The organism is Bradyrhizobium sp. WSM471 (genome assembly GCF_000244915.1).
Classification (GTDB): Bacteria; Pseudomonadota; Alphaproteobacteria; order Rhizobiales; family Xanthobacteraceae; genus Bradyrhizobium.
This window is the reverse complement of record NZ_CM001442.1, coordinates 6,924,046-6,948,917: the sequence shown is the minus strand read 5'-3', so window position 1 is coordinate 6,948,917 and position 24,872 is coordinate 6,924,046. Positions and strand designations below refer to the sequence as shown.

Below are 24,872 nucleotides of genomic sequence, written 5' to 3'. Positions count from 1 at the left end.
ACGGTGTGCCATGCCCCTCACCCGGATCGCTCAGGCGCGCACTTGCGCGCCAAAGCGATCCGACCTCTCCCCGCAGAAGAGCGGGGAGAGGTTGAGACGCGCAGCTCGCAGTGATGTCCTAAGTGAGGGACGCACTGTTCTCTCGCTCCCTCGCCCCGTTCTTACGGGGAGAGGGTGGGGTGAGGGGCTGTCTCCGCGAGCGCCCGCTCGCAATCGCATCACTCCGCGACGCGCAGATACCGGATCAGCTTGCGGCCCGCGGGATCGCGCAGCGAGCGGTAGTAGTCGGCGCGGGACGGCGCATCGGTGTGGCGCACGAGGTCGGTCACGGGCGTGTAGCTCAGCATGCGCCCGCCATCGGGCAGCGCGGCACAGACGAAGCGCAACACCTCGCCATTGCGCAAGGCGATGTTGATCGGCGTGGCATCGCCGATCCGCACCATCTCCATGCGCTGTGCGATGAAGGTGCCGAGCTCGTCCGCCGGCAATTCGAACGCGCCGGTGTCGCGGCCGTGATACATCAGCGCGATGAACGGCGGCTTGCCGTCGGCGATGTCGTCCGGCACCGCAAAATAATCGCGGAACGCCCGGTTGATGAATTCGGCGCGCGTCTCGGCATCGAGCAGCACGATGCCGATATCGACCTGGTCGAGCGCCGCCGACAGCCGCGCGGCGGTGGCGTGGCTCCGGCGTTCGGCGGCAAACGTGCCGAGCAGCCGCTGGCGCATCAAGCCGGTGATGCCTGCGGTGCCCGCGGCCGTCGCGGCCAGGAGGCCGAGCTGGATCATATCCGCCGTGGTCAGGCCTGCAACGCCGTGCCGACTGAGGAGCAGCAGTGCCGCGCCGATGACGGCGATGGCTACGCTGGCGACGGCGGAAGCGGGACCCGAGAGCGCGCCGGCGAGCGCCACGATGCAGACGAGCAGTGGCGCGGGCGAGGGAACGGGGACGAAGCGATCGAAAAACATCGTCAGCAGCAAAGTCGCTGCCGTCAGCGCCGGACCGGAGATCGCACGCCATCCCAACCGCATGGGCCTGTCTCGCTCCTCCCTGGACGAGGTAAGGCGGCAACACTGACCGAACATTGCGCCATTGCGATGCGGTTTCGCGCGGTGTGCTTAAGGTGCGCTTTGGTTCATGCGCAAAGCTTTCGGATGATTTTAGACCAAGTGCGCGTGCTTGAGACGTTGTTGCAGCGAGGGCGCATTCAGCGTCGACGTCCCCTGGCCCTTGCGCGTGCCGACGAAGATCAACAGCGATGCCGCGACCAGGATGGCCGCGGCCAGGGTGATTGCAACGATGACCACAGGTGATTTCATCGAAATCCTGTCGCGATGCCGGTCGGCGCGGGCCACGCGGCGCCTTGAAGGCGGGTCCAGGATGAAGCGGGAATCAGACCGGCAGGCCCATCGCCATGGTAGCCTTGGTCGACAGCACCGTCAGGGTGACGATCAGGCACAGCGAGAGCGCGGCGACGGCGAGCGAGGCCGCGACCGCGTTGGTCAGCCGGGAAGACGAAACGGTAGCGGGTGGGCCCTGAAAGCCTGCCGTGCCGGACGCCCGAATCATGGTCTAAATCCTTCAACGCGCGAGCGAATCACCCACGACATCGAACAATTTCACTGTTGCAATCGGCAATATTGCGGCGGCCAATCGCGCGAAAATGGCGAGATTGCGGCAATGGCGACCCTTATGCCCGCTATCCGCCAGCGCGCGATCGCCCCTCAGGCACCAGCGGCGATGCTGGCGGGGTCCTCGATGTCGGCCGGCCGCCAGTCCATGGCGACGAAGCCGGGGGCCGCTTCCACGCGCTTCAGCCAGTCCCGGATGGCCGGGAAGGTCGAGAGGTCGAAGTCGCAGCGGTCGGCGAGGTGGGTGTAGCCGTACAGCGCGATGTCGGCGACCGTGAGCTGGCGGGCGGCGAAATAGTCGTTGGTCTTGAGGTGATTCTCCATCACCTGGAGCGCGCCATAGCCGCGCTCCATCCAATCCTCCAGCGAATGAGTCTGGAGGTCGCGGCCACCCCTCACCAGCGACAGCCAGAAATAGGCCGCGCCGATGTTCGGCTCCAGCGCGTGCTGCTCGAAGAACATCCATTGCAGCGCGTCGGCGCGATCGATGCGGTTCTCCGGCGCGAGTGGCGTGCCGACGGCGACATACCACAGGATGGCGTTGGACTCGGCGAGATAGCGGTCGTCGCCGACCTCGAGCAGCGGCACCTGACCGGATGGGTTCTTGGCCAGGAAGTCCGGGGTGCGGCTCTCGCCGCGCAGAATGTCCACCTCGACCGCTTCGTAAGGCAAGTTCAGCAGCGCCAGCGCAAGGCGGACCTTGTAGCTGTTGCCCGAGCGCTGCATCGAATAGAGCTTGTACATTCTGAGGATGATTCCGGAAGACGGGAGGGCGCGGCGCTTGTTGCCCCGCAACGCGGCTAAACAATGATGCCGATGCGAATCCGCCGCAAGACCCGGCCAATAGAAAAACTCGAAAACCCTACCGCATTGCAATGCGGCGGAAGATCATTTCCGTGCGACCATCCAACTCAGTTCACGCTTGCGTCAACGCGCAAGTGCGTTGCGCGACGCGATCGTGTGCGAGAAGCGGCGGTCGCGTTTTGGGCACTGAAGCTTCCGCATCGTCATGGCCCTCGAAGGCGCCAAAATTGCTCCGAGGACACGCCTTGTCGGATATGTGGGATTTGCCTGGCAAAGTTGCGGAATATTGCGGGAAATCGCGGCTTGATGCGCGTCAGACACGTAAACTTTTGCGGGATCGGGCCGAAGTTTCTTGCGGTGCAACGGCACTCGTTTTAGGGTGGATCATTCCCACAATCGGAGTCGTGAAGCCAAAGGGTTCACGACGCTTGTCAGGAGATGACGATGTCCTTCCTTGCCGCTGCGCTCGACCGTGTGAAGCCGTCCGCGACCATCGCGGTCACGGATAAAGCACGTGCGCTGAAAGCGGCGGGCCGCAACGTCATCGGCTTAGGTGCCGGCGAGCCCGACTTCGACACGCCCGCCAACATCAAGCTGGCCGCGATCCACGCCATCGAAGCCGGCAAGACCAAGTACACCGCCGTCGACGGCATTCCCGAGTTGAAGGAAGCCATCATCGCCAAGTTTCAGCGCGAGAACGGCGTCGTCTACAAGGCGAACCAGATCATCGTCGGCACCGGCGGCAAGCAGGTGCTCTACAACGCGCTGATGGCAACCATGAATCCGGGCGACGAGGTGATCATCCCCGCGCCGTACTGGGTCAGCTATCCCGAGATGGTGGCGCTCGCCGGCGGCGAGCCGGTGCCGGTGGTCTGCACCGCCGCGACCGGCTTCAAGCTCCAGGCCGAGGCGCTCGAGCGCGCGATCACGCCGAAGACCAAATGGGTGATCCTGTGCTCGCCCTCGAACCCGACCGGAGCTGCCTACACCAGGACCGAGCTGAAGGCGCTGACCGACGTGCTCGTGAAGCATCCGCACGTCTGGGTCATGACCGACGACATGTACGAGCATCTCGTCTATGACGACTTCCAGTTCACCACGGTCGCGCAGGTCGAGCCGAAACTCTACGACCGCACGCTCACCGTGAACGGCGTGTCGAAGGCCTATTGCATGACCGGCTGGCGTATCGGCTATGCCGGCGGCCCGGCGCAGCTCATCAAGGCGATGTCGACGATCCAGTCGCAGTCGACCTCGAACCCGTCGTCGATTGCGCAATGGGCCGCGGTTGAGGCGCTGAACGGTCCGCAGGACTTCATCCCCGCCAACAACAAGGTCTTCAAGGAGCGCCGCGACCTCGTCGTCTCCATGCTGAATCAGGCCAAGGGCATCGAGTGCCCGCGGCCCGAGGGCGCCTTCTACGTCTATCCGTCCTGCGCCGGCACCATCGGCAAGACCGCGCCGTCGGGCAAGGTGATCGACAATGACGAGACGTTCGTCACCGAACTGCTGGAGACCGAAGGCGTCGCCGTGGTGCAGGGCTCGGCCTTCGGCCTCGGCCCCGCGTTCCGCATCTCCTACGCGACCAAGACCTCGGACCTCGAAGACGCCTGCAAGCGCATCCAGCGCTTCTGCGGCAATCTTCGGTAAGGCTATCGCCGCAGTGCAAATTGGAAGGGCCCGCTTCGCGCGGGCCTTTTTTATGAGTGCTTCGATGAGTGAAGTTGGATGGACGAATGCTTGGGCCGATGCTGTGCCATGCCCCTCACCCGGATCGCTCAGGCGCGCACTTGCGCGCCAAAGCGATCCGACCTCTCCCCGCAAAAGAGCGGGGAGAGGTTTAAGTAACGCCTGGCCGTTGTTCATCGTAAGGGGCGCGCCGACCTCTCACTCCCTCGCCCCGTTCTTACGGGGAGAGGGTGGGGTGAGGGGCTCCCTCCGCGAGTTCGGTTTTGGACGTGTTCGTTCTGGCACGCACAGAACTCTTGTGGCATAGACCATCGCGCATCACGGGTAGGGCGCTCTCTCTGCTCGCATCACATTCATCGCCGGAGATATTCATGCGCCGTTCACTCCTCCTCGCCGGGCTTGCCGTTGCGAGCCTCGTTGCCTCCGTTGCGGGCGCCGGCGCGCAGTCCCGGATGGTGCAGGTGGGCGTGCTCGAATGCCGCGGCGGTGCCAGCGTCGGCTTCATCGTGGGATCGGTGACCCATCTCGGCTGCGTGCTGCGAGTCGATGGTCTGCCGGACGACCGTTACGTCGCGACGATCCGCAAGGTCGGCCTCGACCTCGGCATCACCCAGGAAACGGCACTCGCCTGGGGCGTGTTCGCGCCGGTGAACCGGCTCGGACCGGGCGACCTCGCCGGCACCTATGCCGGCGCGCAGGGCAGCGCCTCGGTCGGCGTCGGCCTCGGCGGCAACGTGCTGGTCGGCGGCTCCAACAATTCGATCGCGCTCCAGCCGCTCAGCGTGCAGGGCCAGGTCGGCCTCAACGTCGCCGCCGGCCTCGAGAGCCTGGAACTCCGCCCGGGCCGTTAACAACCCCGTGTGCGAATCGCGTCGCTCCGACGCGATTCCGGCAACGACGCACCGCAGCGACGTTTGATGCTTGCCAAATCTCGGGGACGGGCAGAGCATCGGCGTTTGCCGACCCAATCATGGGCCGAGCTCCACACCAAGGAGGCGGCGAATGGGACAAGACGTCAGAAGTCCCCGAGGTCCACGGTGCATCGCGCTGGTGGGCCCCTTCCAAAGCGGTAAAACCACACTTCTCGAAGCCATCATGGCACGAACCGGCGCAATCCCCCGCGCCGGCAGCGTCGATGCCGGAACCTCCGTCGGCGACGCCACGCCAGAGGCCCGTCATCACAAGATGACCGTCGGGCTGACGGCCGTCACCACCAGTTTCATGGGCGACAGCTACACCTTCCTCGATTGTCCCGGTTCCGTCGAATTTGCCCACGACATGCGCGCCGCGCTGCCTGCGGTCGATGCCGCGATCGTGGTCTGCGAGGCCGACGAGAAGAAGCTGCCGCAGCTTCAGATCATTCTGCGCGAGCTGGAGGAGCTGAAGATTCCGCGCTTCCTGTTCCTCAACAAGATCGACCGCGCCAACAAGCGCATCCGCGAGACGCTCGAGATGCTGCAGCCCGCCTCGCGCGTGCCGCTGGTGTTGCGCCAGATCCCGATCTGGAAGGACGAGCTGATCGAGGGCTTCGTCGATCTCGCGCTGGAGCGCGCGTTCATTTACCGCGAGCACAAGGCCTCCGAAGTGGTCGCGCTCCAAGGCGGCGATCTCGATCGCGAGAAGGAGGCCCGCTTCTCGATGCTGGAGAAGCTCGCCGATCACGACGATGCGCTGATGGAGCAGCTGCTCGAGGACATCCAGCCGCCGCGTGATGCCATATTCGACGATCTCGCCCGCGAATTGCGCGATGGCCTGATCTGCCCCGTGCTGCTCGGCGCCGCCGCACGCGAAAACGGCGTGCTGCGCTTGATGAAAGCGTTGCGCCACGAGGCGCCCGGTATAGCGGAGACCGCAAAACGTCTCGGCGTTCCCGAGACCAGGGACGCCCTCGGCTTCGTCTTCAAGACGCTGCATTCGCAGCACGGCGGAAAGCTGTCGCTGACACGGATGCTCGCCGGTCATCTCGACGACGGTGCCACGCTGCAATCCTCCTCCGGCGGAGCCAGCCGCATCTCCGGCATCCTCGCCGTCACCGGGGCCTACGACACCAAGCGTGCCGCGGCGGAAGCCGGCGACACGGTGGCGCTCGCCAAGCTCGACCCGATCAAGACCGGCGACACGGTCTCGAACGGCAAGACCCCGCCGGCAGCGCTTGCCGCCAGCGAGCCCACTCCGCCGGTGCTCGCGATCTCGGTTGCGGCCACCGACCGCAAGGACGACGTCAAGCTCGGCCAGGCGCTGATGCGGCTGCACGAGGAGGATCCCTCGCTCGTCTTCGTGATGAACGCGCAGACCCACGACACCGTGCTGTGGGGGCAGGGCGAGATGCATTTGCGCGTCGCGAGCGAGCGGCTGCGCGATCGTTTCGGCGTCAAGGTCGCCTCGCATCCTCCCGCGATCGGCTATCAGGAAACCATCCGCAAGCCGATCGTCCAGCGCGGCCGCCACAAGAAGCAGTCCGGCGGCCATGGCCAGTTCGGCGATGTCGTGCTCGACATCAGGCCGCTGCCGCGCGGCGAGGGCTTCAAGTTCGCCGAGAAGGTGGTCGGCGGCGCGGTGCCGCGCAACTACATCGGCGCGGTGGAAGAAGGCGTCGTCGATGGGCTCGCACGCGGTCCGCTCGGTTTCCCGGTCACCGATTTGCAGGTGACGCTGACCGACGGCTCCTATCACAGCGTCGATTCCTCCGACCTCGCCTTCCGCACCGCGGCGCGGGTCGGGCTCAACGAAGGCCTGCCGCTATGCCAGTCTGTGTTGCTGGAGCCGATCCACGTGGTCGAGATCGTCTGCCCGACCGACGCTACCGCCAAGATCAACGCGATCCTGTCGGCACGGCGCGGCCAGATCCTCGGCTTCGACACCCGCGACGGCTGGAGCGGATGGGACTGCGTCCGCGCCATGATGCCGGAAGCCGAGATCGGCGAATTGATCGTCGAGCTGCGCTCGGCCACGGCAGGCGCCGGCAGCTTCACCCGCCAGTTCGACCACATGGCCGAAGTCACGGGGCGCGCCGCCGACCAGATCATCGCAGCGCATCAGCACGCGGCGTGATCGGTCTGCCGAAGTAAGGGACGCACCGCTCTCTCCCTCCCTCTCCCCGTTCTTTACGGGGAGAGGGTGGGGTGAGGGGCTGCGCCCTCCCACGCCTGATCGTGAGCGCAGCAAGGCTCTAACTCCGTCATCCTGAGAGGGTGAGAATCTTTCGTCTAAACGGGCATTTGCCGTAGCCGCTTTGCTATGATTCGATGACGGGGCGAAGCAGGGGCAGATGATGGCTGACGATCAATTGTTCGAAGACTTGCCCGAGCAGGATAAGCCACTACCCAAGGGACGCGGCGCGGTGCGGTTGCGAGAACCGGAACGCAGCCAGATGAGCATGCAGGTCGCGGCATTGGACGATCTGGTAGGGGATGATCATCCGGTCCGCGCGGTTTGGTCGTTTGTCGAGGGGCTGGATCTGTCGGCGCTGTACGACGTCATCAAGGCGCGGGAGGGCGAGCCCGGACATCCGCCGGCCTCGCCGAAGCTGATGCTGGCGCTTTGGCTCTGGGCCACGATCGATGGAGTGGGCAGCGCTCGCCAACTGGACCGGCTGTGCCGGGATCATCTGATCTATCGTTGGTTGTGCGGCGGAGTGTCGATGAACTATCACAGCCTGTCGAACTTCCGGATCGCCCATATGGCGGTTCTGGAACGGCTGCTGACACAGGGCGTCGCGTCGATGGTGGACGCTGGATTGGTGTCGCTCGACACCTTGGCGCAGGATGGTTTGCGGGTGCGCGCGGCGGCCGGAGCGGGCTCGTTCCGCCGGCGGCCACGGCTTGATGAGTTGAAGACGGCAGCGCAGACGCGGGTGGAGCGCCTGCGCTTTGAAGTCGAGACCGATCCTGCGGCCGATGATCGGCGTCGGCGTGCGGCAAAGGAGCGTGGCGCCCGCGAGCGTGCGGAGCGGATCGCGGCGGCGCAGGAACGCATGAAGGAGCTGGAAGCCGAGCGGGAGCGGCGAGAGAAAACCAACAAGAAAGAGGTGGCCAAGCAGAAGTCGCCGCGCGCTTCCACCACCGATGCCGACGCACGGGTGATGAAGATGGCCGATGGCGGATGGCGCCCGGCCTACAACACACAGATCGTATCGGCTCCGGAACACCAGGTGATCGTTGCGGTCGATATCGATACCAGCGGCTCGGATCGGGGCTTGGCCCAGCCGGGGATCGAGATGGTGCATGCCGAAGGCTACCAACCCTCCAACTATCTGGTCGATGGCGGCTTCACCAAAAACGAAGCCATTGAGTGGGCCCATGCCAACGGTATAAAAGTGTGGTGTCCGCCAGCGCAGACAAAACACGGCACCGACCCTTATGCCCCTAAGAAAGGTGACGGTGTTGGCGTCGCGGACTGGCGTGAACGCATGAAGAGCGACGATGGCAAGGCGTTCTACCGGCTGCGTTGCGAACACGAATGCATCAACGCCCATGCCCGACGCATGGGCCTGCGCCAGTTATCCCTGCGCGGCAAGATCAAGGCCCGCATCCACCTGTTGTGGTTCGCGGTCGCTCACAACATGATGCGCTTCTTCGCCTTACACGCCAAGGCGCAAGCGGCATAAATAGGCGAGCCCGCACCAATAGGCGCCAACAAAGCCCCCATCAGCGGGCCGGTTCAGCTGAAAACCTTGGGGTCACTGCTCTCCAGGCAATGCAAAGCTCTCTCGGCGGGAGCGAAACATTCTCAAGCTCTGAGGTGCGAGTTGCGCAGTGCATTTGCACTGCGCGGCGAGCCTCGAAGGATGCGCGGCCCCGTTGCTGCAGCCGGGCCGTCGCCCTTAGAGGGCCGCTAAAGAAGCGGCCACCTCAGGGTGACGGTCAGGGAACAAGTGCTCGCTATGGCAGAGGGGCGGACGGGCCCGCGGGAGGCCCCCCTTGCGCTTCTTCGGATATGATGTATTTAACATCATTGTGCATGCTCTAGACATCACTTATAATCGTTCATACGTGAGGCCGAGGTGATCACGTCGTTCCAGATGCGGGCAGCGCGCGCGCTGCTCGGCATTGACCAGAGGGCCTTGGCGGAGCTTGCAGGCGTATCGCTGCCGACCATTCAGCGGATGGAGGCGAGCACCGGCAACGTTCGCGGCGTGGTCGAGACCTTGATGAAGGTGGTCGAAGCCTTTGATCGGGCCGGCGTCGAGCTGATCGGCGAGCAGGCGCGCAGCGAAGGCGGCGGACGTGGCGTTCGGCTCAAGGAGCCGGGGCCGCCGCGGCGGGTGGGAGCATGATCACGCAATGATCATGCTCGGAAGCAGACTTAACTAACGCACCGTCGCGCCCCGATACGCGGCCGCACGATGCATCGGAGCGTCGTGGGCAGCGGAGCATTTTGCTGAAATGAGCATTACAGGCGAACACGCAGGCAAGCTGCACCAGCTTCGTCGGCCGACCTTTACCGAACTGTATCTGCCAAAGCTCGTCACCGTGTGGCGTGAGGGCTATGGCTGGTCGGATTTCCGCGCCGATGTGTTCGCGGGCCTTACGGTCGCGATCGTCGCGCTGCCGCTGTCGATGGCGATCGCGATCGCCTCGGGCGTGACGCCGGATCGCGGACTCTACACCGCTGTTGTCGGCGGCTTCATTGCGTCACTGCTCGGCGGCAGCCGGTTCCAGATCGGCGGTCCCGCCGGCGCCTTCATTGTGCTGGTTGCGGCGACCGCCGACCGTCACGGGGTCGACGGCGTGATCCTGGCTACGCTGATGGCGGGCCTGTTCCTGATCGCTGCGGGCTTCCTGCGGATCGGCACCTATATCAAGTTCATTCCGTATCCGGTGACGGTCGGCTTCACGGCCGGCATCGCCGTCATCATCTTCGCCAGCCAGCTGCGCGATCTCGGCGGGATCACGCTCCTCGCGAAGGAGCCGAGCGAATTCGTTCCGAAACTCGTCGCGCTCGCCGGCGGCCTGCACACCGTCAATCCGTCGGCCGTCGCGGTCGCTATCGTCAGCATCGCCATCATCGCCGGCCTGCGGCGCTGGCGCCCGTCCTGGCCGGGCATCCTGATCGCGGTCGTGCTCGCGGCGGTCGCATGTGCCGTGCTGTCGCTGCCGGTCGAGACTGTCGGATCGCGCTTCGGCGGCATTCCGCGCGAGCTGCCCTCGCCGGCCTTGCCTGCGTTCTCGCTCGCGAAGGCGACCGCCGTGTTGCCCGATGCGATCTCCTTCGCGCTGCTCGCGGCAATCGAATCGCTGCTGTCGGCGGTGGTGGCCGACGGCATGACCGGACGCCGTCACCGCTCCAATTGCGAGCTGGTGGCGCAAGGCGCCGCCAATGTCGGCGCGGCGCTGTTCGGCGGCATCTGCGTCACGGGGCTGATCGCGCGCACCGCGACCAACATCCGCGCCGGCGCGCGGGGGCCGCTCGCGGGCATGCTGCATTCGGTCTTCCTGCTGCTGTTCATGCTGATCGCAGCGCCGCTCGCGAGCTACATCCCGCTGGCCGCGCTCGCCGCCGTGCTCGTCGTCGTGGCCTGGACCATGGCGGAGAAGCACGAATTCGCGACGCTGCTGCGTTCGTCATGGGGCGATGCCGTCGTGCTGCTCGCAACCTTCCTGCTCACCATCTTCCGCGATCTGACCGAAGGCATTTTGGTCGGCTTCGCGCTTGGTGCGGTCCTGTTCATCCATCGCATGGCGGAAATGACCGGTATCGAGGAACGTTCGCCGCTGGTCGCCGCCGATCGTCCCGATGACGATAATGGCGGGCGCGTGCCTTACGACCCCGCGCTCGCGGTGGATCGCGACGTGCTGGTCTATCGCATCACCGGTGCGTTCTTCTTCGGCGCGGCCTCGGCGATCGGCAGCGTGCTCGACGGCATCGCCGGCAAGCGCAAGGGGCTTGTGGTCGATTTCGCCGACGTGCCGTTCCTGGATTCGACCGCGGCCAACGTGCTCGGCCGCGTCGCCGCCAAGGCCCACCGCCAGGGTATCCGGCTGTTCATCACGGGGGCATCGCCAACGGTTCGCCGCGCGCTCCTCACCCACGGCGTCGCGCCGCCACGCGCGCGCTATCGCGAGACCATCGCGCGTGCGGTCGCCGACATCAAGGGCGGTGCGGCGCACCCCGCGGCCGGTGAGGCGGGCACGACCTGACGTCGAGCCTCTCCCGAGAGGGCCCGCGCGCTTGACAGGGCCTGCGGGACGCGAAATGGATCGCCTCCGAAACGATCCCAGGGGAAGATGACCGTGACCAAGGCTCCCGCAGCCTGTCTGATTGGATGGCCGGCTGCGCATTCGCGCTCGCCGCTGATCCATCGTTACTGGCTGCGCACGCTCGGGATCGAGGGCGGCTATGTCATCGAGGCGGTTCCACCGGATAATTTGCGCGACTTCGTGTTGCGGCTGTCGCTGCGCGGCTTCGTCGGCGCCAACGTCACCATCCCCCACAAGGAGGGCGTGCTCGAGCTCTCGACGCCCGATGCCCGCGCGCGAGCGGTCGGTGCGGCCAACACGCTGTGGTTTGCTGACGGCGAGCTGCGCTCGACCAACACCGACGTCGAAGGCTTTATCGGCAATCTCGATGCCAGCGCGCCCGGCTGGGACGCAGCCAGCGAGGCGCTGGTGCTCGGCGCCGGCGGCTCCGCGCGCGCCATCGTGTTCGGGTTGCTCGAACGCGGCATCAGCTGCGTGCATCTCGCCAATCGCACCATCGGCCGGGCCGAGATGCTTGCAAGGCAGTTCGGGCCGAAGGTGCATCCTGTTGCCTGGGACGACATCGACGACGTCCTGCCGCGCGCAAAACTTCTCGTGAACACGACCTCGCTCGGCATGCACGGTCAGCCTTCACTCGACCTTGAAGTGGCGCGCCTGCCGGATGGTGCCGTGGTCGCCGATCTCGTCTATGTCCCGTTGGTGACGCCGCTGCTCGCGGCCGCAAAGGCGCGCGGGCTGAAGACCGCCGACGGGCTCGGCATGCTGCTGCATCAGGCGGTCCGCGGCTTCGAGCTGTGGTTTGGCCAGCGACCGCAGGTCACGGCAGAGCTGCGTGCGCTGGTCGAGGCCGATCTCACAAAGACTTGAGAGAATAGCGCGTAACCTCCGGAGTTCTATGTCCGTAAGGGCGATAGGGACAATCGGAGACCATCATGTCTGTTCAACGTGCAACTTTCACACGTCCGCTCATCGCCGTCGCGATGGTGGCCGTCTCGACCCTCTCGGCACTTGCGCAAAGGGCGCCGGTGCCGACGCGCGTGCGCGGCACGATCGAAAGCGTCAACGGTGACACGATGGAGGTCAAGGCGCGCAGCGGCGAGGATGTCAAGCTGCACATCGCCTCCGACGTGAACGTGTCGGGCATTACCAGGATTTCACTTGCCGACATCAAGCCCGGCTCCTTCGTCGGCGCCACCACCGTGCCGGGACCGGACGGCGGCGCGAACGCGGTCGAGGTCCACGTGTTTCCGGAGAGCATGCGCGGCACCGGCGAGGGCTCGCGCCCCTATGACCTCAAGCCCAATTCCAGCATGACCAATGCGACCGTCGCGGAGAGCGTGGTCGGCAATGACGGCCATACGCTGCTGGTCAAGTACAAGGACGGCGAGAAGAAGGTGTTCGTTGCCGACAATACGCCGGTGGTGACCTTCGTGCCCGGCGACAAATCCGATCTCAAGGCCGGCGCCAAGGTGATCGCCTTCATGAAGCAGCTGCCGGACGGCTCGTTCGAAACCAACCGCGTCAGTGTCGGCCGCGACGGCCTGACGCCGCCGATGTGAGCGGAGAATAACAACATGTCGAAGAGAACCTGGATATCACGTATTGGCGTGGCCGCATTCGCCGCCTGCATCGTTACGTCATCCGCCCTGGCGCAGCAGCCGTCGACGGTCCGCATCCGCGGCGCCATCGAGAGCGTCGACGGCAACACGCTCGGCATCAAGACCCGCGAAGGCAGCGACGTGAAGGTGCGCATGACCGACAACGTCGCCGTCTTCGCGGTGGTGAAGACGTCGTTGTCGGAGATCAAGGACGGCTCCTATATCGGCGTCACCGGCCTGCCCGAGCCCGACGGCACCCAGAAGGCGATCGCGGTGCACATCTTCCCCGAAAACCAGCGCGGCGCGGCCGAAGGTTTTCGTCCCTGGGATGCGCGCGCCAACTCGACCATGACCAACGCCACCGTGGCGCAGACGGTGAAGGGCACCGACGGCCAGAACATCACGGTGAAGTACAAGGACGGTGAGAAGAAAGTCGTGGTGCCCCCGGACACGCCGATCGTCACCTTCGTCGCCAGCGACAAATCCGAGCTCAAGCCGGGAGCCAAGCTGATCATTTTCGGTGCGGTGAAGAAGGACGATGGTTCGCTGGAAGCCAACCGCGTCAACGTCGGCAGGGATGGGGTGACGCCGCCGATGTGAGGCGAGAAATATAGAGCGCAACTGCCGCAACAAATTCCACTGTCGTCCCGGACAAGCGTAAGCGCAGATCCGGGACCCATAACCACAGGGAGAAGTTGTTGCGCGATGCAGGTTGCTCCGAGTCCCCCGTAACCACGCTTCCCTGTGGTTATGGGTCCCGGATCAGCGCTCCGCTTCGCTGCGCTTGTCCGGGACGACAGCTGTTATTGCAGCTGCATCCCGGTAGACGCTCACATCGCGATGATATGTTCGTCGATCTCGTCAATCCTGTTGACGCCGCACAGGCCCATGGTGGTGAGCAGCTCCTTCTGGATGATGTCGATCGCCTTGGCGACGCCGGCCTGGCCGCCGGCGCCAAGGCCATAGGCGTAGGCGCGGCCGATCATGCAGGACCTTGCGCCGAGCGCGAGCGCGCGCATCACGTCCTGGCCGGAGCGGATGCCGCCGTCGAACATGATCTCCATCCTGTCACCGACCGCCTCGGCGATCTCGGGCAGCACCTCGATGGATGACGGCGCGCCGTCGAGCTGACGGCCGCCATGGTTCGACACGACGAGGGCCTGCGCGCCGGTCTTCGCGGCTTCCTCGGCGTCCTCGACGTCCAGAATGCCCTTGATGATCAGCTTGCCCGGCCAGATGCTACGGACCCACTCGACGTCCTTCCAGTTCAGGGACGTATCGAACTGCGAGGCCGTCCACTCCGCGAGGCGATTGAGGTCCCCGGTGTTCTTCACATGGCCGGCGATGTTGCCGAAGGTGCGACGCTTGCCTTGCAGCACGCCGGAGACCCAGGTGGGCTTGCTGGCGAAATCCAACAGCTTCGAGAGCGACCATTCCGGTGGAACCGTCATGCCGTTCTTGATGTCGGCGTGGCGCTGGCCGATCACTTGCAGGTCAACGGTCAGCACCAGCGCGGAGCATTTCGCCGCGATCGCGCGCTGGATCAATTCCTTGATGAAGCCGCGGTCTTTCATCACGTAGAGCTGGAACCAGAACGGCTTCTCGACACTGGCCGCGATGTCCTCGATCGAGCAGATCGACATCGTCGACTGCGTGAACGGGATACCGGCGGCTTGCGCGGCGCGGCAGGCATGGATCTCACCATCGCCATGCTGCATGCCGAGCAGGCCCACCGGCGCGAGTATCAGCGGCATGGTCGAGGGCTCGCCGAGGATCGTGGTGGAAGTGTCGCGTTTGGAGACGTCGACCAGGATGCGCTGGCGGAACTTGATCGCCTGCATGTCTTCGCGGTTGGCGCGCAGCGTTTCCTCGGCGTAGGAGCCGCGGTCGCAATAATCGAAGAACGCCTTCGGCACGCGGCGCTGATGCAGTGTGCGAAGATCGTCGATACAGGTGATGTGCTTCATGAACGTTTCCCCGGCCCGTCTCGTACTGGAAGAGTCTTGCATCGGAAGACTCTTGCATCGGAAGATCGAGGGGTCATCTAGCATGGTTGGATGCAGAGCCAAATCGTTTGCAAATCCTTTGTGGAGAGGAGGGCACCATGACCAGGCCGCACACCGGACCGACGCCGGAGGAGATCAAGGAGAAGCATGATCTCGAGGACGCGCTGGAAGAAGGTCTGGAAGAGACCTTTCCGGGCTCCGATCCCGTCAATGTCACCCAGCCGGCGCCGAGCCGCGCCGACGGCCATGTGAAGCGCTCGGACTAGGCGCGGGTTCCGCCCTGTTCCGGCGTCCTCGCTGGAAATATAGTGTTAACAACACGTTACCGGCACCGGGGTACGCCCGGTTCCGTAATGATTCATCATATTTTTTGAAGCCAAGTTAGCCGCGATGGCTTTATAAGACCTCAGCAAATCAGGGATGCGGGTCCCGCCAGGGCACCCGCAGGTTGTATTGGGGATCCCTGGTTGTCGCGTGGGGGACGAGATGAGCCGCAAATATTTCGGGACGGACGGGATCCGGGGCCGCGCCAACGGACTGATCACGCCGGAGCTCGCGCTCAAGGTCGGGCAGGCCGCAGGCCTGGCGTTTCAGCGCGGTGACCACCGCCACAGGGTCGTGATCGGCAAGGACACCCGCCTGTCCGGCTACATGATCGAATACGCCATGGTGGCGGGCTTCACCTCCGTCGGCATGGATGTGCTGCTGGTCGGCCCGATGCCGACGCCGGCGGTCGCGATGCTGACCAAGTCGATGCGCGCCGATCTCGGCGTGATGATCTCCGCCTCGCACAATCTGTTCGAGGACAACGGCATCAAGCTGTTCGGCCCGCAGGGATTCAAGCTCTCCGACGATGTCGAGAAGCAGATCGAGCAGCTGCTCGACGAGCCCATCGACAAGCGTCTCGCCCAGAGCGCCAGTCTCGGCCGCGCCCGCCGCATCGACGGCGTGCATGACCGCTACATCGAATTCGCCAAGCGCACGCTGCCGCGCGATCTGTCGCTCGACGGCTTGCGCGTCGTGGTCGATTGCGCCAATGGCGCCGCCTACAAGGTGGTGCCGGAAGCGCTGTGGGAGCTGGGCGCCGACGTGATTCCGATCGGCGTCGAGCCCGACGGCTTCAACATCAACAAGGAATGCGGCTCCACCTCGCCCGAAGCGCTGTCGAAGAAGGTCCGCGAGATGCGCGCCGACATCGGCATCGCGCTCGACGGTGACGCCGATCGCGTCATCCTGGTCGATGAGCGCGGCCACGTCGTCGACGGCGACCAGCTGCTCGCGGTGATCGCGCAGAGCTGGAAGGAAGACGGTCGGCTGTCGCGATCGGGCATCGTCGCCACCGTGATGTCGAATCTCGGGCTCGAGCGCTTCCTCAATGCGCAAGGGCTCGATCTCGTGCGCACGCCGGTCGGCGATCGCTACGTGCTCGAGCAGATGCTGAACGGCGGCTACAATCTCGGAGGCGAGCAGTCCGGCCACATCATCCTGTCCGACTACGCCACCACCGGCGACGGCTTCGTCGCCGCATTGCAGGTGCTTGCCGTCGTGCAGAAGTTGCGCCGGCCGGTGTCGGAAGTCTGCCACCGCTTCGATCCGCTGCCGCAGATCCTGAAGAACGTCCGTCACAAGGGCGGCAAGCCGCTCGACAATTCCGACGTCAAGTCGGCGATCTCCGACGGCGAGCAGCGGCTCAACGGCCACGGCCGCCTGCTGATCCGCTCCTCCGGCACCGAGCCGGTGATCCGCGTCATGGGCGAGGGCGAGGATCGCATCCTGGTCGAGGACGTCGTCGATACCATCGTCTCCGCACTCGGGCAGGCCGCGGCCTGAGGCGCTACGCGAGAACGATCGTAGCCCGGATGGAGCGCAGCGAAATCCGGGAATCCTGCAACAAGCGAACGGCCCCGGATTGCGCTTCGCTCCATCCGGACTACGAACTCCCGCAAGGGATGGAGCGAAGCGCATCCCAGCCATGGGGGTTTGGCGGTGGATCGGTCGCCGCGTGCATCGTAATCAGCTTGTCGCAGCAATCTGCCGCGCCCGCCGGGATGCTCCATTGAACAAGCCTGTCGTCGTCTCAGAGGAAACACTGACCGAGCCCGTCATCGTCGGTGACGTCGCGCCCGCCGCCAAAGGTGCCGCGGGGCCGGCTTATGTCGTGCTGGCCGGCATCAGCTTCTCGCACTTCCTCAACGACACCATGCAGTCGCTGATCGCTTCCGTGTATCCGATCCTGAAGGACACCTACGCGCTCGACTTCGCGCAGATCGGCATGATCACGCTGGCCTTCCAGTTCACGGCCTCGCTGCTCCAGCCGGTGGTCGGCCACTATACCGACAAGAAGGCGCAGCCCTATTCGTTGTCGATCGGCATGGCCTCGACCTTCTTCGGTCTGTTGCTGCTCAGTGCCGCCCACCAATATCTGGTCATCCTCGTCGCCGCCGCGCTGGTCGGCCTCGGCTCGGCGGTGTTTCACCCGGAGTCGGCGCGCATCGCGCGGCTCGCCTCCGGCGGCCGCTACGGTTTTGCGCAATCGGTGTTCCAGCTCGGCGGCAGTTTTGGCACCTCGATGGGACCGGTGCTCGCCGCGCTCATCGTCGTGCCGTTCGGGCAGGGCAGCATCGCCTGGTTCTCCTCGATCGCCTTCCTCGCGATCCTCATCCTCTGGCGCATCGGCCGCTGGTACGAACCGCAGATCAAGGCGAAGAAGACCGCGATGGCTCAAGCCCATCCCGATTCGCCGAACTCGCGTCGCGTCGTCGTTGCGCTCCTCGTGCTGGTCGCGCTGCTGTTCTCGAAACAGCTCTATGTCTCGAGCCTGTCGAGCTACTACATCTTCTATCTGATCGACCGCTTTGGCGTGTCGACCCGGGCGGCGCAGATGTATCTCTTCATTTTCCTCGCGGCGAACGCGGTCGGCGCTTTTCTCGGTGGTCCCTTGGGTGATCGCTTTGGCCGCAAGATCGTGATCTGGATTTCGATCCTGGGGGCGCTGCCGTTCACGCTGGCGCTGCCCTATGCCGGGCTCTATGCGAGCGCGGTGCTGTCCGTGGTCATCGGCCTGATCATCTCCTCGACGACGTCGTCGATCATCGTGTTCGCGCAGGAGCTGGTACCGCATCGCTTCGGCATGATCTCCGGCGTGTTCTTCGGTGTCGCGTTCGGCATCGGCGGCCTGGGCGCCGCCGTGCTCGGCAAACTCGCCGACCACACCTCGATCGCCTTCGTCTACCAGGTCTGCGCTTACCTCCCGGCGATTGGCCTGCTTGCGGTGTTCCTGCCCAAGCTGCCGCGGCACGGGCGTTAACATATCCTGTCTTGCTGCAACGCGGCTTCATACATCGTTAGGAAATGCGGCGACGGCGTCGCATTTGGCGCTGCATTTTTGCAACGCTCGCGCCGCACGCGCGTGTGCGCTTAGAAAAAATCAACCTTAAAAATTAGGGTTAAGTGGCGCTTAAACATTTGCTGGCATCGTCCGGGACGTGAGTTTCCAGAACGTGAGGCGCCGTATTTGCCTCACCGGCCAAAAGGACGAAGCCAATGCGTAGCGTTAAGTCTCTCCTTGCCGCGGGTGCGGCAACCCTGATCTCCTCGATGGCGTTCGCCGCCGACATGCCGATCGCGGCGCCCCCTCCGATGTACGCTCCCCCGGCTCCGCCCGCCGACTTCGGCGGCTGGTATCTGCGCGGCGACGTCGGCATGACCAACCAGCGCGCCAAGAGCATCGAGGGCGCCGTAGCGCCTGGGTTTACGAAGACGACGGAGGGACTCGGCTTCGACTCGGCGACGCTGTTCGATCTCGGTGTCGGCTACCGCTTCAACAACTGGTTCCGTGGCGACGTGATCGGCCAGTACCGGGGCAGGGCCAATCTGCACGGCAGCGACAACGTCATTGGACCCGGCTTCGTCGGCGTCAACAATTACAGCGGCAGCAAGTCCGAGTGGGTCGTCATGGCGAATGCCTATGTCGATCTCGGCACCTGGTGGTGCATCACCCCGTTCATCGGCGCCGGTGTCGGCGGCTCCTACAACAAGATTAGCGGCTTCCGCGACGACGGCGTGTCGTACAGCCCGCTGCTCAACAACAGCGTCGCCTACTTCGCCGACAACGGAAAGTGGAACCTCGCCTGGGCCGCCCACGCCGGTCTCGCCTACAAGGTCAATCCCGGGTTCACCGTCGAACTGGCCTACAGCTACATGAACCTCGGCGATGCGGCGCCCGGCAACTACCGCTTGTTCGACAACAGCGCCTCGGGTCCGTCCACGATCAAGATCAAGGAGCTCACCTCGCACGACATCAAACTCGGCGTGCGCTGGGATCTCAGCAGCCCGCCGGCCTACATGCCGCCGCTCGTCACCAAGGGCTGATCGGCAGCCTGATTGGTTAGGACTTCTTAACGGCGCGGGATCATCCCGCGCCGTTTTGCTTTGCGTATTTTTCATGGCGCGCGGCGACGAAAGGCTCCGGCGCAACCATTGGTTAAGGTTAACGAGCCATGATCACGAGCGAAAGTTCGAGTTCGATGGAGCGTTCGATGCGTAGGCTTTTGTTGGCGGCGGCGATGTTGGGGACGGTCTCTGCGGCGCACGCGGCCGATCTCTCCGACTTGCCCATACTGCGCGGCAGCTTCACCGACGGCCTGAGCAAGTCCGGCGTCAACTGGCAGGGAAGCTATATCGGCGTTCAGGGCGGCTACGGCTCGTCGGACGAGAACTTCAAGGGCTCGACCAGCAACATGATGGCGGCGTTGTTGGCCGATACCTTGATCGAAAGCGAGATGGGCGTATCGCAGTGGAATCTCGGACTTGGCAAGGCGTCGCAGCGCACCAGCGGCTACGGCGCTTTCGTCGGCTACAATGCCCAGTGGGACGATGTCGTACTCGGCCTTGAATTCAGCTACCTGCACGGCAAGTTCGGTGGAAGCGCGTCAGCCTCGGAGCGCCGCGTCAGCGCCGTCGCCCTGTCCGACGGCAATTTTCACGACGTCACGGCGACCTCCACGTCATCGATCAACATCAACGACATGGCGACATTCCGCGGCCGCGCGGCTTACGCCTGGGGATGCTTTCTGCCCTACATGTTCGCGGGTCTCGCACTCGGAAATGCCGACATCATCCGCACGGTCAGTGCGCAGGACCGCATCAGCGCGACCCTGATAGGCCCTTATACTACACTCGCGCCGCTGAGCTCGACGGACGCCCAGCATAACCATTTGATCTACGGCTACAGCGCCGGTCTTGGTGTTGACGTCAATCTGGTCGGTGGCCTGTTCTTCCGCGGTGAGTACGAATACATCCGCTTCAGCTCGGCGGTCGACACCAGCATCAATACCGTCCGCGCGGGCCTCGGCTATAAATTCTGACGCGCCAGCGCGGGCCGATTGACAGGCCGCCTCCGTCCTGATGCTCTGTCGCCGAATGCGCGGGGGCAGCGATGCGGATCTACGGCGATACCAATTCCGGCAATTGTCTGAAGGTGAGGTGGGTCTGCGACAAGCTCGCGCTGCCCTATCACTGGATCGAGATCGACACCCGCAAGGGCGAGAGCCGCACGTCGCAATTCCTCGAGATGAACGGTGCCGGCCAGGTGCCCACCGTCGCCTTCGACGACGGTCGCACGCTGGCGCAATCCAATGCCATCATTCGCTATCTCGCGCGCGACAGTGCGCTCATTCCGCGCGATGCCTTCACTGCCGCGAAGATGGACGAATGGCTGTTCTGGGAACAATACAGCCACGAGCCCTATATCGCGGTGTGCCGCTTCCAGCTCGTCTATCTCGGCAAGGACGCCTCCGAGCTCGACCCCGAAAAGGTCAAGCGCGGCTATGCGGCGCTCGATCGCATGGAGCAGCATCTGGCGGCAAACCGCTTCTTCGCCGGTGATGACGTTTCGCTTGCCGACGTCTCGCTGCTTGCCTATACGCGCGTCGCGCATGAAGGCGGCTTCGATCTCGGTCGTTATGCCGCCATCCGCCGCTGGATCGGCGAAGCCGAGACCTTTCTCGGGCTTCCCAAGGTGCGCTAAGGCGCGCTGAGACAGGAGTAACTTAATGAACGCCGAATCCGTCTTCATTCGTCCCGCGCGCCGCGAGGATGTTGCTGCGATCGTGGCGATGCTCGCCGACGATCGGCTCGGCAGCGCACGCGAGCGCGTGGAAGACCCGTTGCCTGCGTCCTATTACGAGGCATTCGCGCGGGTCGAGCGCGATCAAAATCTCCAGCTCGTGGTTGCCGAGAACGAGGGCAGGGTGGTCGGCTGCCTGCAGCTCGCGATCCTGCCGGGTCTCAGCTCGCAAGGCGGCTTGCGCGGTCTGCTCGAAGACGTTCGCGTTGCTTCCGATTGCCGCAGCCGCGGCATCGGCGAGCAATTGGTGCAATGGGCGGTGACGGAAGCGAAAGCGCGTGGCTGCAATCTGGTCGAACTGCTGACGCATCAGACGCGAACGGATGCGCAGCGCTTCTACAAGCGGCTTGGGTTCACGGCGAGTCACGTCGGCATGACTGTCCGCTTTTGACGCAGCACGCTATGCGCCTTGCGCGGTCAACGAAATCCGATCGCGCATACGTTCATATTAAGAGCTGATAAACCACCGCTACGGCGTTCACGTTGGTGAAGGAACGAACGGTGCTACGGGACGTCGAAACCGGGCTCGATCGGTTCGGGGATTTCGATGACAAGCTATTCGATGATCAAGGTCGGCAACGACTACGTCGTGCAGGCCAATGACAAATGCATTTTGAAAGTCGGCAGCCGCCGCCGCGCCGCGCAATTGATCAGCGAAGCCACGGACTTGCTGAACGCGCTCGCCGCCGTCGAATCCCCCAAAATCGCGCCGGAGGCGCCATCACTCGCGCGTGAGGCCCCGGAACTTCCTTGACGACCCTTCCCGATTCCCGTATCAGCCGCGGCGGGACACCTCCCCCCAACGGGAGGCTTACTATCTGGAAGGGTAGACGATGACTGTAGCGAAGCCCGCTTCGCGGCCGAACGTGCCGCATTTTTCCTCCGGCCCCTGCGCCAAGCGCCCCGGATGGAATGCCCAAAATCTCAAGGACGCAGCGCTCGGCCGTTCGCATCGCGCGAAGGTCGGCAAGACCAAGCTCAAGCTCGCGATCGATTTGACGCGCGAAGTGCTTGAAGTGCCCGCCGATTATCGCATCGGCATCGTGCCGGCCTCCGATACCGGCGCGGTCGAGATGGCGCTGTGGTCGCTGCTGGGTGCGCGGCCCGTCACCACGCTCGCCTGGGAATCCTTCGGCGAGGGTTGGGTCAGCGACATCGTCAAGGAATTGAAGCTCAAGGACGTCACCAAGCTCAACGCGGCTTATGGTGAGATCCCCGACCTCTCCAAGGTCGATCCGAAGTCCGACGTCGTCTTCACCTGGAACGGCACCACCTCGGGCGTGCGCGTGCCCAACGCCGACTGGATCAGCGCGAGCCGCGAAGGTCTGACCATCTGCGACGCCACTTCGGCCGCGTTCGCGCAACCCCTCGACTGGGCCAAGCTCGACGTCGTCACCTTCTCCTGGCAGAAGGCGCTCGGCGGCGAAGCCGCGCACGGCATGCTGATCCTCTCGCCCCGCGCGGTGGAGCGGCTCGAAACCTACAAGCCAGCCTGGCCGCTGCCGAAGATTTTCCGCATGACCAAGGGCGGCAAGATCAACGAAGGCATTTTCGTCGGCGAGACCATCAACACGCCGTCGATGCTCTGCGTCGAGGATTATCTCGACGCGCTGAACTGGGCCAAGTCGATCGGCGGCCTGAAGGCGCTGATCGCGCGCGCCGACGCCAACACCAAGGTGCTCGCCGACTGGAAGGCGAAGACGCCCTGGATCGACTTCCTCGCCAAGGACGCCGCGATCCGCTCCAACACTTCGGTGTGCCTGAAGTTCACCGATCCCGCGATCACCTCGCTCTCCGAGGACGCGCAGGCCGACTTCTCCAAGAAGCTGGTGGCGCTGGTCGAGAAGGAAGGTGCCGGCTACGACTTCGCCTACTACCGCGATGCGCCCGCCGGCCTGCGCATCTGGTGCGGCGCCACCGTCGAGGCCAGCGATGTCGCGCTGCTGACCCAGTGGATCGACTGGGCCTTTGCCGAGACCAAGGCCACGCTCGCCAAGGCGGCGTAGTTTTTACCTCTCCCCGTTCTTACGGGGAGAGGTCGGGTCGCGCAGCGATCCGGGTGAGGGGCTCTCTCCGCGAGCACCTCGCCTGTGGCTGCCCCTCACCCCGACCCTCTCCCCGTAAGAACGGGGAGAGGGAGAGCAAAGAGCTTTCGAGCAATTCCCATTCCGGCCCTCAGGCCGATCTCCCTCTAGGGACGGCGAAGGACACATTCCCATGACCAAACCCAAAGTTCTCATTTCCGACGCGCTCTCTCCCGCCGCCGTGCAGATCTTCAAAGACCGCGGTGTCGAGGTCGACTTCCAGCCCAATCTTGGCAAGGACAAGGACAAGCTCGCCGAGATCATCGGCAATTACGACGGCCTCGCGATCCGCTCGGCGACCAAGGCGACCGCGAAGATCCTCGAGAAGGCGACCAATCTCAAGGTGATCGGCCGCGCCGGTATCGGCGTCGACAACGTCGAGATTCCCGCCGCCACGGCCAAGGGCATCATCGTGATGAACACGCCGTTCGGCAATTCGATCACGACCGCCGAGCACGCCATCACCCTGATGCTGGCGCTGGCGCGCGAGATTCCGCAGGCTGACGCTTCGACCCAGGCCGGCAAATGGGAGAAGAACCGCTTCATGGGCGTCGAGATCACCGGCAAGGTGCTCGGCGTCGTCGGCTGCGGCAACATCGGCTCGATCGTCGCCGACCGCGCGCTCGGCCTGCGCATGAAGGTGATTGCGTTCGATCCGTTCCTGTCGCCCGAGCGCGCCAGGGACATCGGCGTCGAGAAGGTCGAGCTCGACGACCTCTTCAAGCGCGCCGACTTCATCACGCTGCACACGCCGCTGACCGAGAAGACCAAGAACATCATCGACGCAGCCGCGATTGCCAGGATGAAGAAGGGCGTTCGCCTGATCAACTGCGCCCGCGGCGGCCTCGTCGACGAGCAGGCCGTGGTCGACGCTTTGAATTCCAAGCACATCGCGGGCGCCGCCTTCGACGTCTTTGTCGAGGAGCCCGCCACCGCGAACGTGCTGTTCGGTCATCCCAACGTGATCTGCACGCCGCATCTCGGCGCGTCCACCACCGAGGCGCAGGAGAACGTCGCGCTTCAGGTCGCCGAGCAGATGTCGGACTATCTGCTCACCGGCGCGATCTCGAATGCCGTCAACTTCCCCTCGATCACGGCGGAAGAGGCGCCGAAGCTGAAGCCGTTCATCGCGCTCGCCGAAAAGCTCGGCTCGTTCGCCGGACAGCTGACCGAGAGCGGCATTCTCAAGGTCGAGATCACCTATGAGGGCCACGTCGCCGAGATGAAGATCAAGGCGATCACCTCCGCCGTGCTGTCCGGCCTGCTGCGGCCGATGCTGGGCGAGGTCAACGTCGTCTCCGCGCCCGTCGTCGCCAAGGAGCGCGGCATGGTGGTGGACGAGATCGTCCGCGCCGCCCAGAGCGACTATGAAAGCCTGATCACCGTCACCGTCACCACCGAGCGGCAGGAGCGGTCGGTCTCGGGCACGGTCTATGCCGACGGCAAGCCGCGCCTGGTCGACATCAAGGGCATCCGCGTCGACGCTGAATTTGGCAAGTCGATGATCTACGTCACCAACGAGGACAAGCCGGGCTTCATCGGCAAGTTCGCGAGCCTGCTCGGCGATGCCAAGATCAACATCGCGACCTTCCATCTCGGCCGCGTCGCGCCGGGCTCCGATGCCATCGCGCTGATCGAGGTCGACGGCGCGGTGCCGGCCGATCTGCTCGCCAAGGTGCAGGCCCTGCCGCAGGTCAAGCAGGTCAAGGCGCTGACGTTCTGAGTAACTGTCATTCC

At 64.5% G+C, this 24,872-nt stretch carries 24 protein-coding genes; 19 read left to right on the top strand and 5 right to left on the bottom strand.

Annotation, left to right across the window (positions count from 1 at the left end):
• Nucleotides 1-218 precede the first annotated feature (218 nt).
• The 4 genes from BRA471DRAFT_RS31635 to BRA471DRAFT_RS31625 all read right to left on the bottom strand — a co-directional run bounded on the left by BRA471DRAFT_RS31635 (nucleotide 219) and on the right by BRA471DRAFT_RS31625 (nucleotide 2,375).
• Entirely contained in the window at nucleotides 219-1,031 is an 813-nt protein-coding gene (locus BRA471DRAFT_RS31635; RefSeq protein ID WP_007614769.1) for a PAS-domain containing protein, read from the bottom strand.
• Nucleotides 1,032-1,160: 129 nt separating this feature from the next.
• The gene (locus tag BRA471DRAFT_RS31630; RefSeq protein ID WP_035974447.1) at nucleotides 1,161-1,355 is read right to left on the bottom strand and encodes a hypothetical protein; all 195 of its coding nucleotides are present in this window, start codon (nucleotides 1,353-1,355) and stop codon (nucleotides 1,161-1,163) included.
• A gap of 37 nt (nucleotides 1,356-1,392) precedes the next feature.
• Nucleotides 1,393-1,569, bottom strand: a complete 177-nt coding sequence (locus tag BRA471DRAFT_RS39175; RefSeq protein WP_007614766.1) for a hypothetical protein — start codon at nucleotides 1,567-1,569, stop codon at nucleotides 1,393-1,395.
• 155 nt (nucleotides 1,570-1,724) lie between these two features.
• The gene (locus BRA471DRAFT_RS31625; protein WP_007614765.1) at nucleotides 1,725-2,375 is read right to left on the bottom strand and encodes a glutathione S-transferase family protein; all 651 of its coding nucleotides are present in this window, start codon (nucleotides 2,373-2,375) and stop codon (nucleotides 1,725-1,727) included.
• 504 nt (nucleotides 2,376-2,879) lie between these two features.
• Here BRA471DRAFT_RS31625 and BRA471DRAFT_RS31620 point away from each other — a divergent pair.
• The 9 genes from BRA471DRAFT_RS31620 to BRA471DRAFT_RS31580 all read left to right on the top strand — a co-directional run bounded on the left by BRA471DRAFT_RS31620 (nucleotide 2,880) and on the right by BRA471DRAFT_RS31580 (nucleotide 13,518).
• The gene (locus BRA471DRAFT_RS31620; RefSeq protein WP_007614764.1) at nucleotides 2,880-4,082 is read left to right on the top strand and encodes a pyridoxal phosphate-dependent aminotransferase; all 1,203 of its coding nucleotides are present in this window, start codon (nucleotides 2,880-2,882) and stop codon (nucleotides 4,080-4,082) included.
• A 410-nt stretch (nucleotides 4,083-4,492) separates the two neighbouring features.
• A complete protein-coding gene (locus tag BRA471DRAFT_RS31615) occupies nucleotides 4,493-4,972 on the top strand; it encodes a DUF992 domain-containing protein (protein WP_007614763.1) in 480 nt (159 codons plus the stop codon).
• Nucleotides 4,973-5,123: 151 nt separating this feature from the next.
• A complete protein-coding gene (locus BRA471DRAFT_RS31610) occupies nucleotides 5,124-7,172 on the top strand; it encodes an elongation factor G (RefSeq protein ID WP_007614762.1) in 2,049 nt (682 codons plus the stop codon).
• Nucleotides 7,173-7,389: 217 nt separating this feature from the next.
• Complete coding sequence (locus BRA471DRAFT_RS31605; protein WP_007610752.1) at nucleotides 7,390-8,727, top strand: IS1182-like element ISBrsp10 family transposase; 1,338 nt, start codon at nucleotides 7,390-7,392, stop codon at nucleotides 8,725-8,727.
• Between the two features lie 396 nt (nucleotides 8,728-9,123).
• Nucleotides 9,124-9,396, top strand: a complete 273-nt coding sequence (locus tag BRA471DRAFT_RS31600; RefSeq protein WP_007614761.1) for a helix-turn-helix domain-containing protein — start codon at nucleotides 9,124-9,126, stop codon at nucleotides 9,394-9,396.
• Nucleotides 9,397-9,505: 109 nt separating this feature from the next.
• On the top strand, nucleotides 9,506-11,260 hold the full coding sequence (locus BRA471DRAFT_RS31595; protein WP_007614760.1) for a SulP family inorganic anion transporter: 1,755 nt from the start codon (nucleotides 9,506-9,508) through the stop codon (nucleotides 11,258-11,260).
• An 87-nt stretch (nucleotides 11,261-11,347) separates the two neighbouring features.
• On the top strand, nucleotides 11,348-12,187 hold the full coding sequence (locus BRA471DRAFT_RS31590; protein WP_007614759.1) for a shikimate dehydrogenase: 840 nt from the start codon (nucleotides 11,348-11,350) through the stop codon (nucleotides 12,185-12,187).
• Nucleotides 12,188-12,252: 65 nt separating this feature from the next.
• Nucleotides 12,253-12,879, top strand: a complete 627-nt coding sequence (locus tag BRA471DRAFT_RS31585; protein ID WP_007614758.1) for a hypothetical protein — start codon at nucleotides 12,253-12,255, stop codon at nucleotides 12,877-12,879.
• A gap of 15 nt (nucleotides 12,880-12,894) precedes the next feature.
• The gene (locus BRA471DRAFT_RS31580) at nucleotides 12,895-13,518 is read left to right on the top strand and encodes a hypothetical protein (protein WP_007614757.1); all 624 of its coding nucleotides are present in this window, start codon (nucleotides 12,895-12,897) and stop codon (nucleotides 13,516-13,518) included.
• A 230-nt stretch (nucleotides 13,519-13,748) separates the two neighbouring features.
• Here the strand turns inward: BRA471DRAFT_RS31580 and BRA471DRAFT_RS31575 are convergent, their stop codons facing one another.
• Entirely contained in the window at nucleotides 13,749-14,885 is a 1,137-nt protein-coding gene (locus BRA471DRAFT_RS31575) for an alpha-hydroxy acid oxidase (RefSeq protein ID WP_007614755.1), read from the bottom strand.
• Nucleotides 14,886-15,022: 137 nt separating this feature from the next.
• Between BRA471DRAFT_RS31575 and BRA471DRAFT_RS39170 the strand changes: the two genes are divergently transcribed.
• From BRA471DRAFT_RS39170 to serA, 10 genes are all read left to right on the top strand, one after another.
• Nucleotides 15,023-15,190, top strand: coding sequence for a hypothetical protein (locus BRA471DRAFT_RS39170; RefSeq protein WP_007614753.1), 168 nt, complete (start codon nucleotides 15,023-15,025; stop codon nucleotides 15,188-15,190).
• 220 nt (nucleotides 15,191-15,410) lie between these two features.
• Nucleotides 15,411-16,754, top strand: a complete 1,344-nt coding sequence (gene glmM / locus BRA471DRAFT_RS31570; protein ID WP_007614751.1) for a phosphoglucosamine mutase — start codon at nucleotides 15,411-15,413, stop codon at nucleotides 16,752-16,754.
• Nucleotides 16,755-16,980: 226 nt separating this feature from the next.
• On the top strand, nucleotides 16,981-18,231 hold the full coding sequence (locus BRA471DRAFT_RS31565; protein ID WP_007614749.1) for an MFS transporter: 1,251 nt from the start codon (nucleotides 16,981-16,983) through the stop codon (nucleotides 18,229-18,231).
• Between the two features lie 236 nt (nucleotides 18,232-18,467).
• Nucleotides 18,468-19,295, top strand: a complete 828-nt coding sequence (locus BRA471DRAFT_RS31560) for an outer membrane protein (RefSeq protein ID WP_007614746.1) — start codon at nucleotides 18,468-18,470, stop codon at nucleotides 19,293-19,295.
• A 167-nt stretch (nucleotides 19,296-19,462) separates the two neighbouring features.
• The gene (locus tag BRA471DRAFT_RS31555; RefSeq protein WP_007614744.1) at nucleotides 19,463-20,290 is read left to right on the top strand and encodes an outer membrane protein; all 828 of its coding nucleotides are present in this window, start codon (nucleotides 19,463-19,465) and stop codon (nucleotides 20,288-20,290) included.
• Nucleotides 20,291-20,361: 71 nt separating this feature from the next.
• Entirely contained in the window at nucleotides 20,362-20,952 is a 591-nt protein-coding gene (locus tag BRA471DRAFT_RS31550) for a glutathione S-transferase family protein (protein WP_007614742.1), read from the top strand.
• A 25-nt stretch (nucleotides 20,953-20,977) separates the two neighbouring features.
• On the top strand, nucleotides 20,978-21,442 hold the full coding sequence (locus tag BRA471DRAFT_RS31545; protein WP_007614737.1) for a GNAT family N-acetyltransferase: 465 nt from the start codon (nucleotides 20,978-20,980) through the stop codon (nucleotides 21,440-21,442).
• Between the two features lie 171 nt (nucleotides 21,443-21,613).
• Nucleotides 21,614-21,805, top strand: a complete 192-nt coding sequence (locus tag BRA471DRAFT_RS31540; protein WP_231170993.1) for a hypothetical protein — start codon at nucleotides 21,614-21,616, stop codon at nucleotides 21,803-21,805.
• A 79-nt stretch (nucleotides 21,806-21,884) separates the two neighbouring features.
• Complete coding sequence (locus BRA471DRAFT_RS31535; RefSeq protein WP_007614733.1) at nucleotides 21,885-23,057, top strand: phosphoserine transaminase; 1,173 nt, start codon at nucleotides 21,885-21,887, stop codon at nucleotides 23,055-23,057.
• Between the two features lie 211 nt (nucleotides 23,058-23,268).
• Nucleotides 23,269-24,858 (top strand): phosphoglycerate dehydrogenase, encoded by a 1,590-nt coding sequence (gene serA / locus BRA471DRAFT_RS31530; protein WP_007614731.1) that lies wholly within the window; start codon nucleotides 23,269-23,271, stop codon nucleotides 24,856-24,858.
• Nucleotides 24,859-24,872: the final 14 nt, after the last annotated feature.

Excerpts from the sequence above, each read along its gene's own strand:
- BRA471DRAFT_RS31635 (WP_007614769.1), bottom strand. The coding sequence starts at position 1,031 with ATGCGGTTGGGATGGCGTGCGATCTCCGGTCCGGCGCTGACGGCAGCG.
- BRA471DRAFT_RS39175 (WP_007614766.1), bottom strand. The coding sequence starts at position 1,569 with ATGATTCGGGCGTCCGGCACGGCAGGCTTTCAGGGCCCACCCGCTACC.
- BRA471DRAFT_RS31625 (WP_007614765.1), bottom strand. The coding sequence starts at position 2,375 with ATGTACAAGCTCTATTCGATGCAGCGCTCGGGCAACAGCTACAAGGTC.
- BRA471DRAFT_RS31620 (WP_007614764.1), top strand. The coding sequence starts at position 2,880 with ATGTCCTTCCTTGCCGCTGCGCTCGACCGTGTGAAGCCGTCCGCGACC.
- BRA471DRAFT_RS31615 (WP_007614763.1), top strand. The coding sequence starts at position 4,493 with ATGCGCCGTTCACTCCTCCTCGCCGGGCTTGCCGTTGCGAGCCTCGTT.
- BRA471DRAFT_RS31610 (WP_007614762.1), top strand. The coding sequence starts at position 5,124 with ATGGGACAAGACGTCAGAAGTCCCCGAGGTCCACGGTGCATCGCGCTG.
- BRA471DRAFT_RS31605 (WP_007610752.1), top strand. The coding sequence starts at position 7,390 with ATGATGGCTGACGATCAATTGTTCGAAGACTTGCCCGAGCAGGATAAG.
- BRA471DRAFT_RS31595 (WP_007614760.1), top strand. The coding sequence starts at position 9,506 with ATGAGCATTACAGGCGAACACGCAGGCAAGCTGCACCAGCTTCGTCGG.
- BRA471DRAFT_RS31590 (WP_007614759.1), top strand. The coding sequence starts at position 11,348 with ATGACCGTGACCAAGGCTCCCGCAGCCTGTCTGATTGGATGGCCGGCT.
- BRA471DRAFT_RS31585 (WP_007614758.1), top strand. The coding sequence starts at position 12,253 with ATGTCTGTTCAACGTGCAACTTTCACACGTCCGCTCATCGCCGTCGCG.
- BRA471DRAFT_RS31580 (WP_007614757.1), top strand. The coding sequence starts at position 12,895 with ATGTCGAAGAGAACCTGGATATCACGTATTGGCGTGGCCGCATTCGCC.
- BRA471DRAFT_RS31575 (WP_007614755.1), bottom strand. The coding sequence starts at position 14,885 with ATGAAGCACATCACCTGTATCGACGATCTTCGCACACTGCATCAGCGC.
- BRA471DRAFT_RS39170 (WP_007614753.1), top strand. The coding sequence starts at position 15,023 with ATGACCAGGCCGCACACCGGACCGACGCCGGAGGAGATCAAGGAGAAG.
- glmM (WP_007614751.1), top strand. The coding sequence starts at position 15,411 with ATGAGCCGCAAATATTTCGGGACGGACGGGATCCGGGGCCGCGCCAAC.
- BRA471DRAFT_RS31560 (WP_007614746.1), top strand. The coding sequence starts at position 18,468 with ATGCGTAGCGTTAAGTCTCTCCTTGCCGCGGGTGCGGCAACCCTGATC.
- BRA471DRAFT_RS31555 (WP_007614744.1), top strand. The coding sequence starts at position 19,463 with ATGCGTAGGCTTTTGTTGGCGGCGGCGATGTTGGGGACGGTCTCTGCG.
- BRA471DRAFT_RS31550 (WP_007614742.1), top strand. The coding sequence starts at position 20,362 with ATGCGGATCTACGGCGATACCAATTCCGGCAATTGTCTGAAGGTGAGG.
- BRA471DRAFT_RS31545 (WP_007614737.1), top strand. The coding sequence starts at position 20,978 with ATGAACGCCGAATCCGTCTTCATTCGTCCCGCGCGCCGCGAGGATGTT.
- BRA471DRAFT_RS31540 (WP_231170993.1), top strand. The coding sequence starts at position 21,614 with ATGATCAAGGTCGGCAACGACTACGTCGTGCAGGCCAATGACAAATGC.
- BRA471DRAFT_RS31535 (WP_007614733.1), top strand. The coding sequence starts at position 21,885 with ATGACTGTAGCGAAGCCCGCTTCGCGGCCGAACGTGCCGCATTTTTCC.
- serA (WP_007614731.1), top strand. The coding sequence starts at position 23,269 with ATGACCAAACCCAAAGTTCTCATTTCCGACGCGCTCTCTCCCGCCGCC.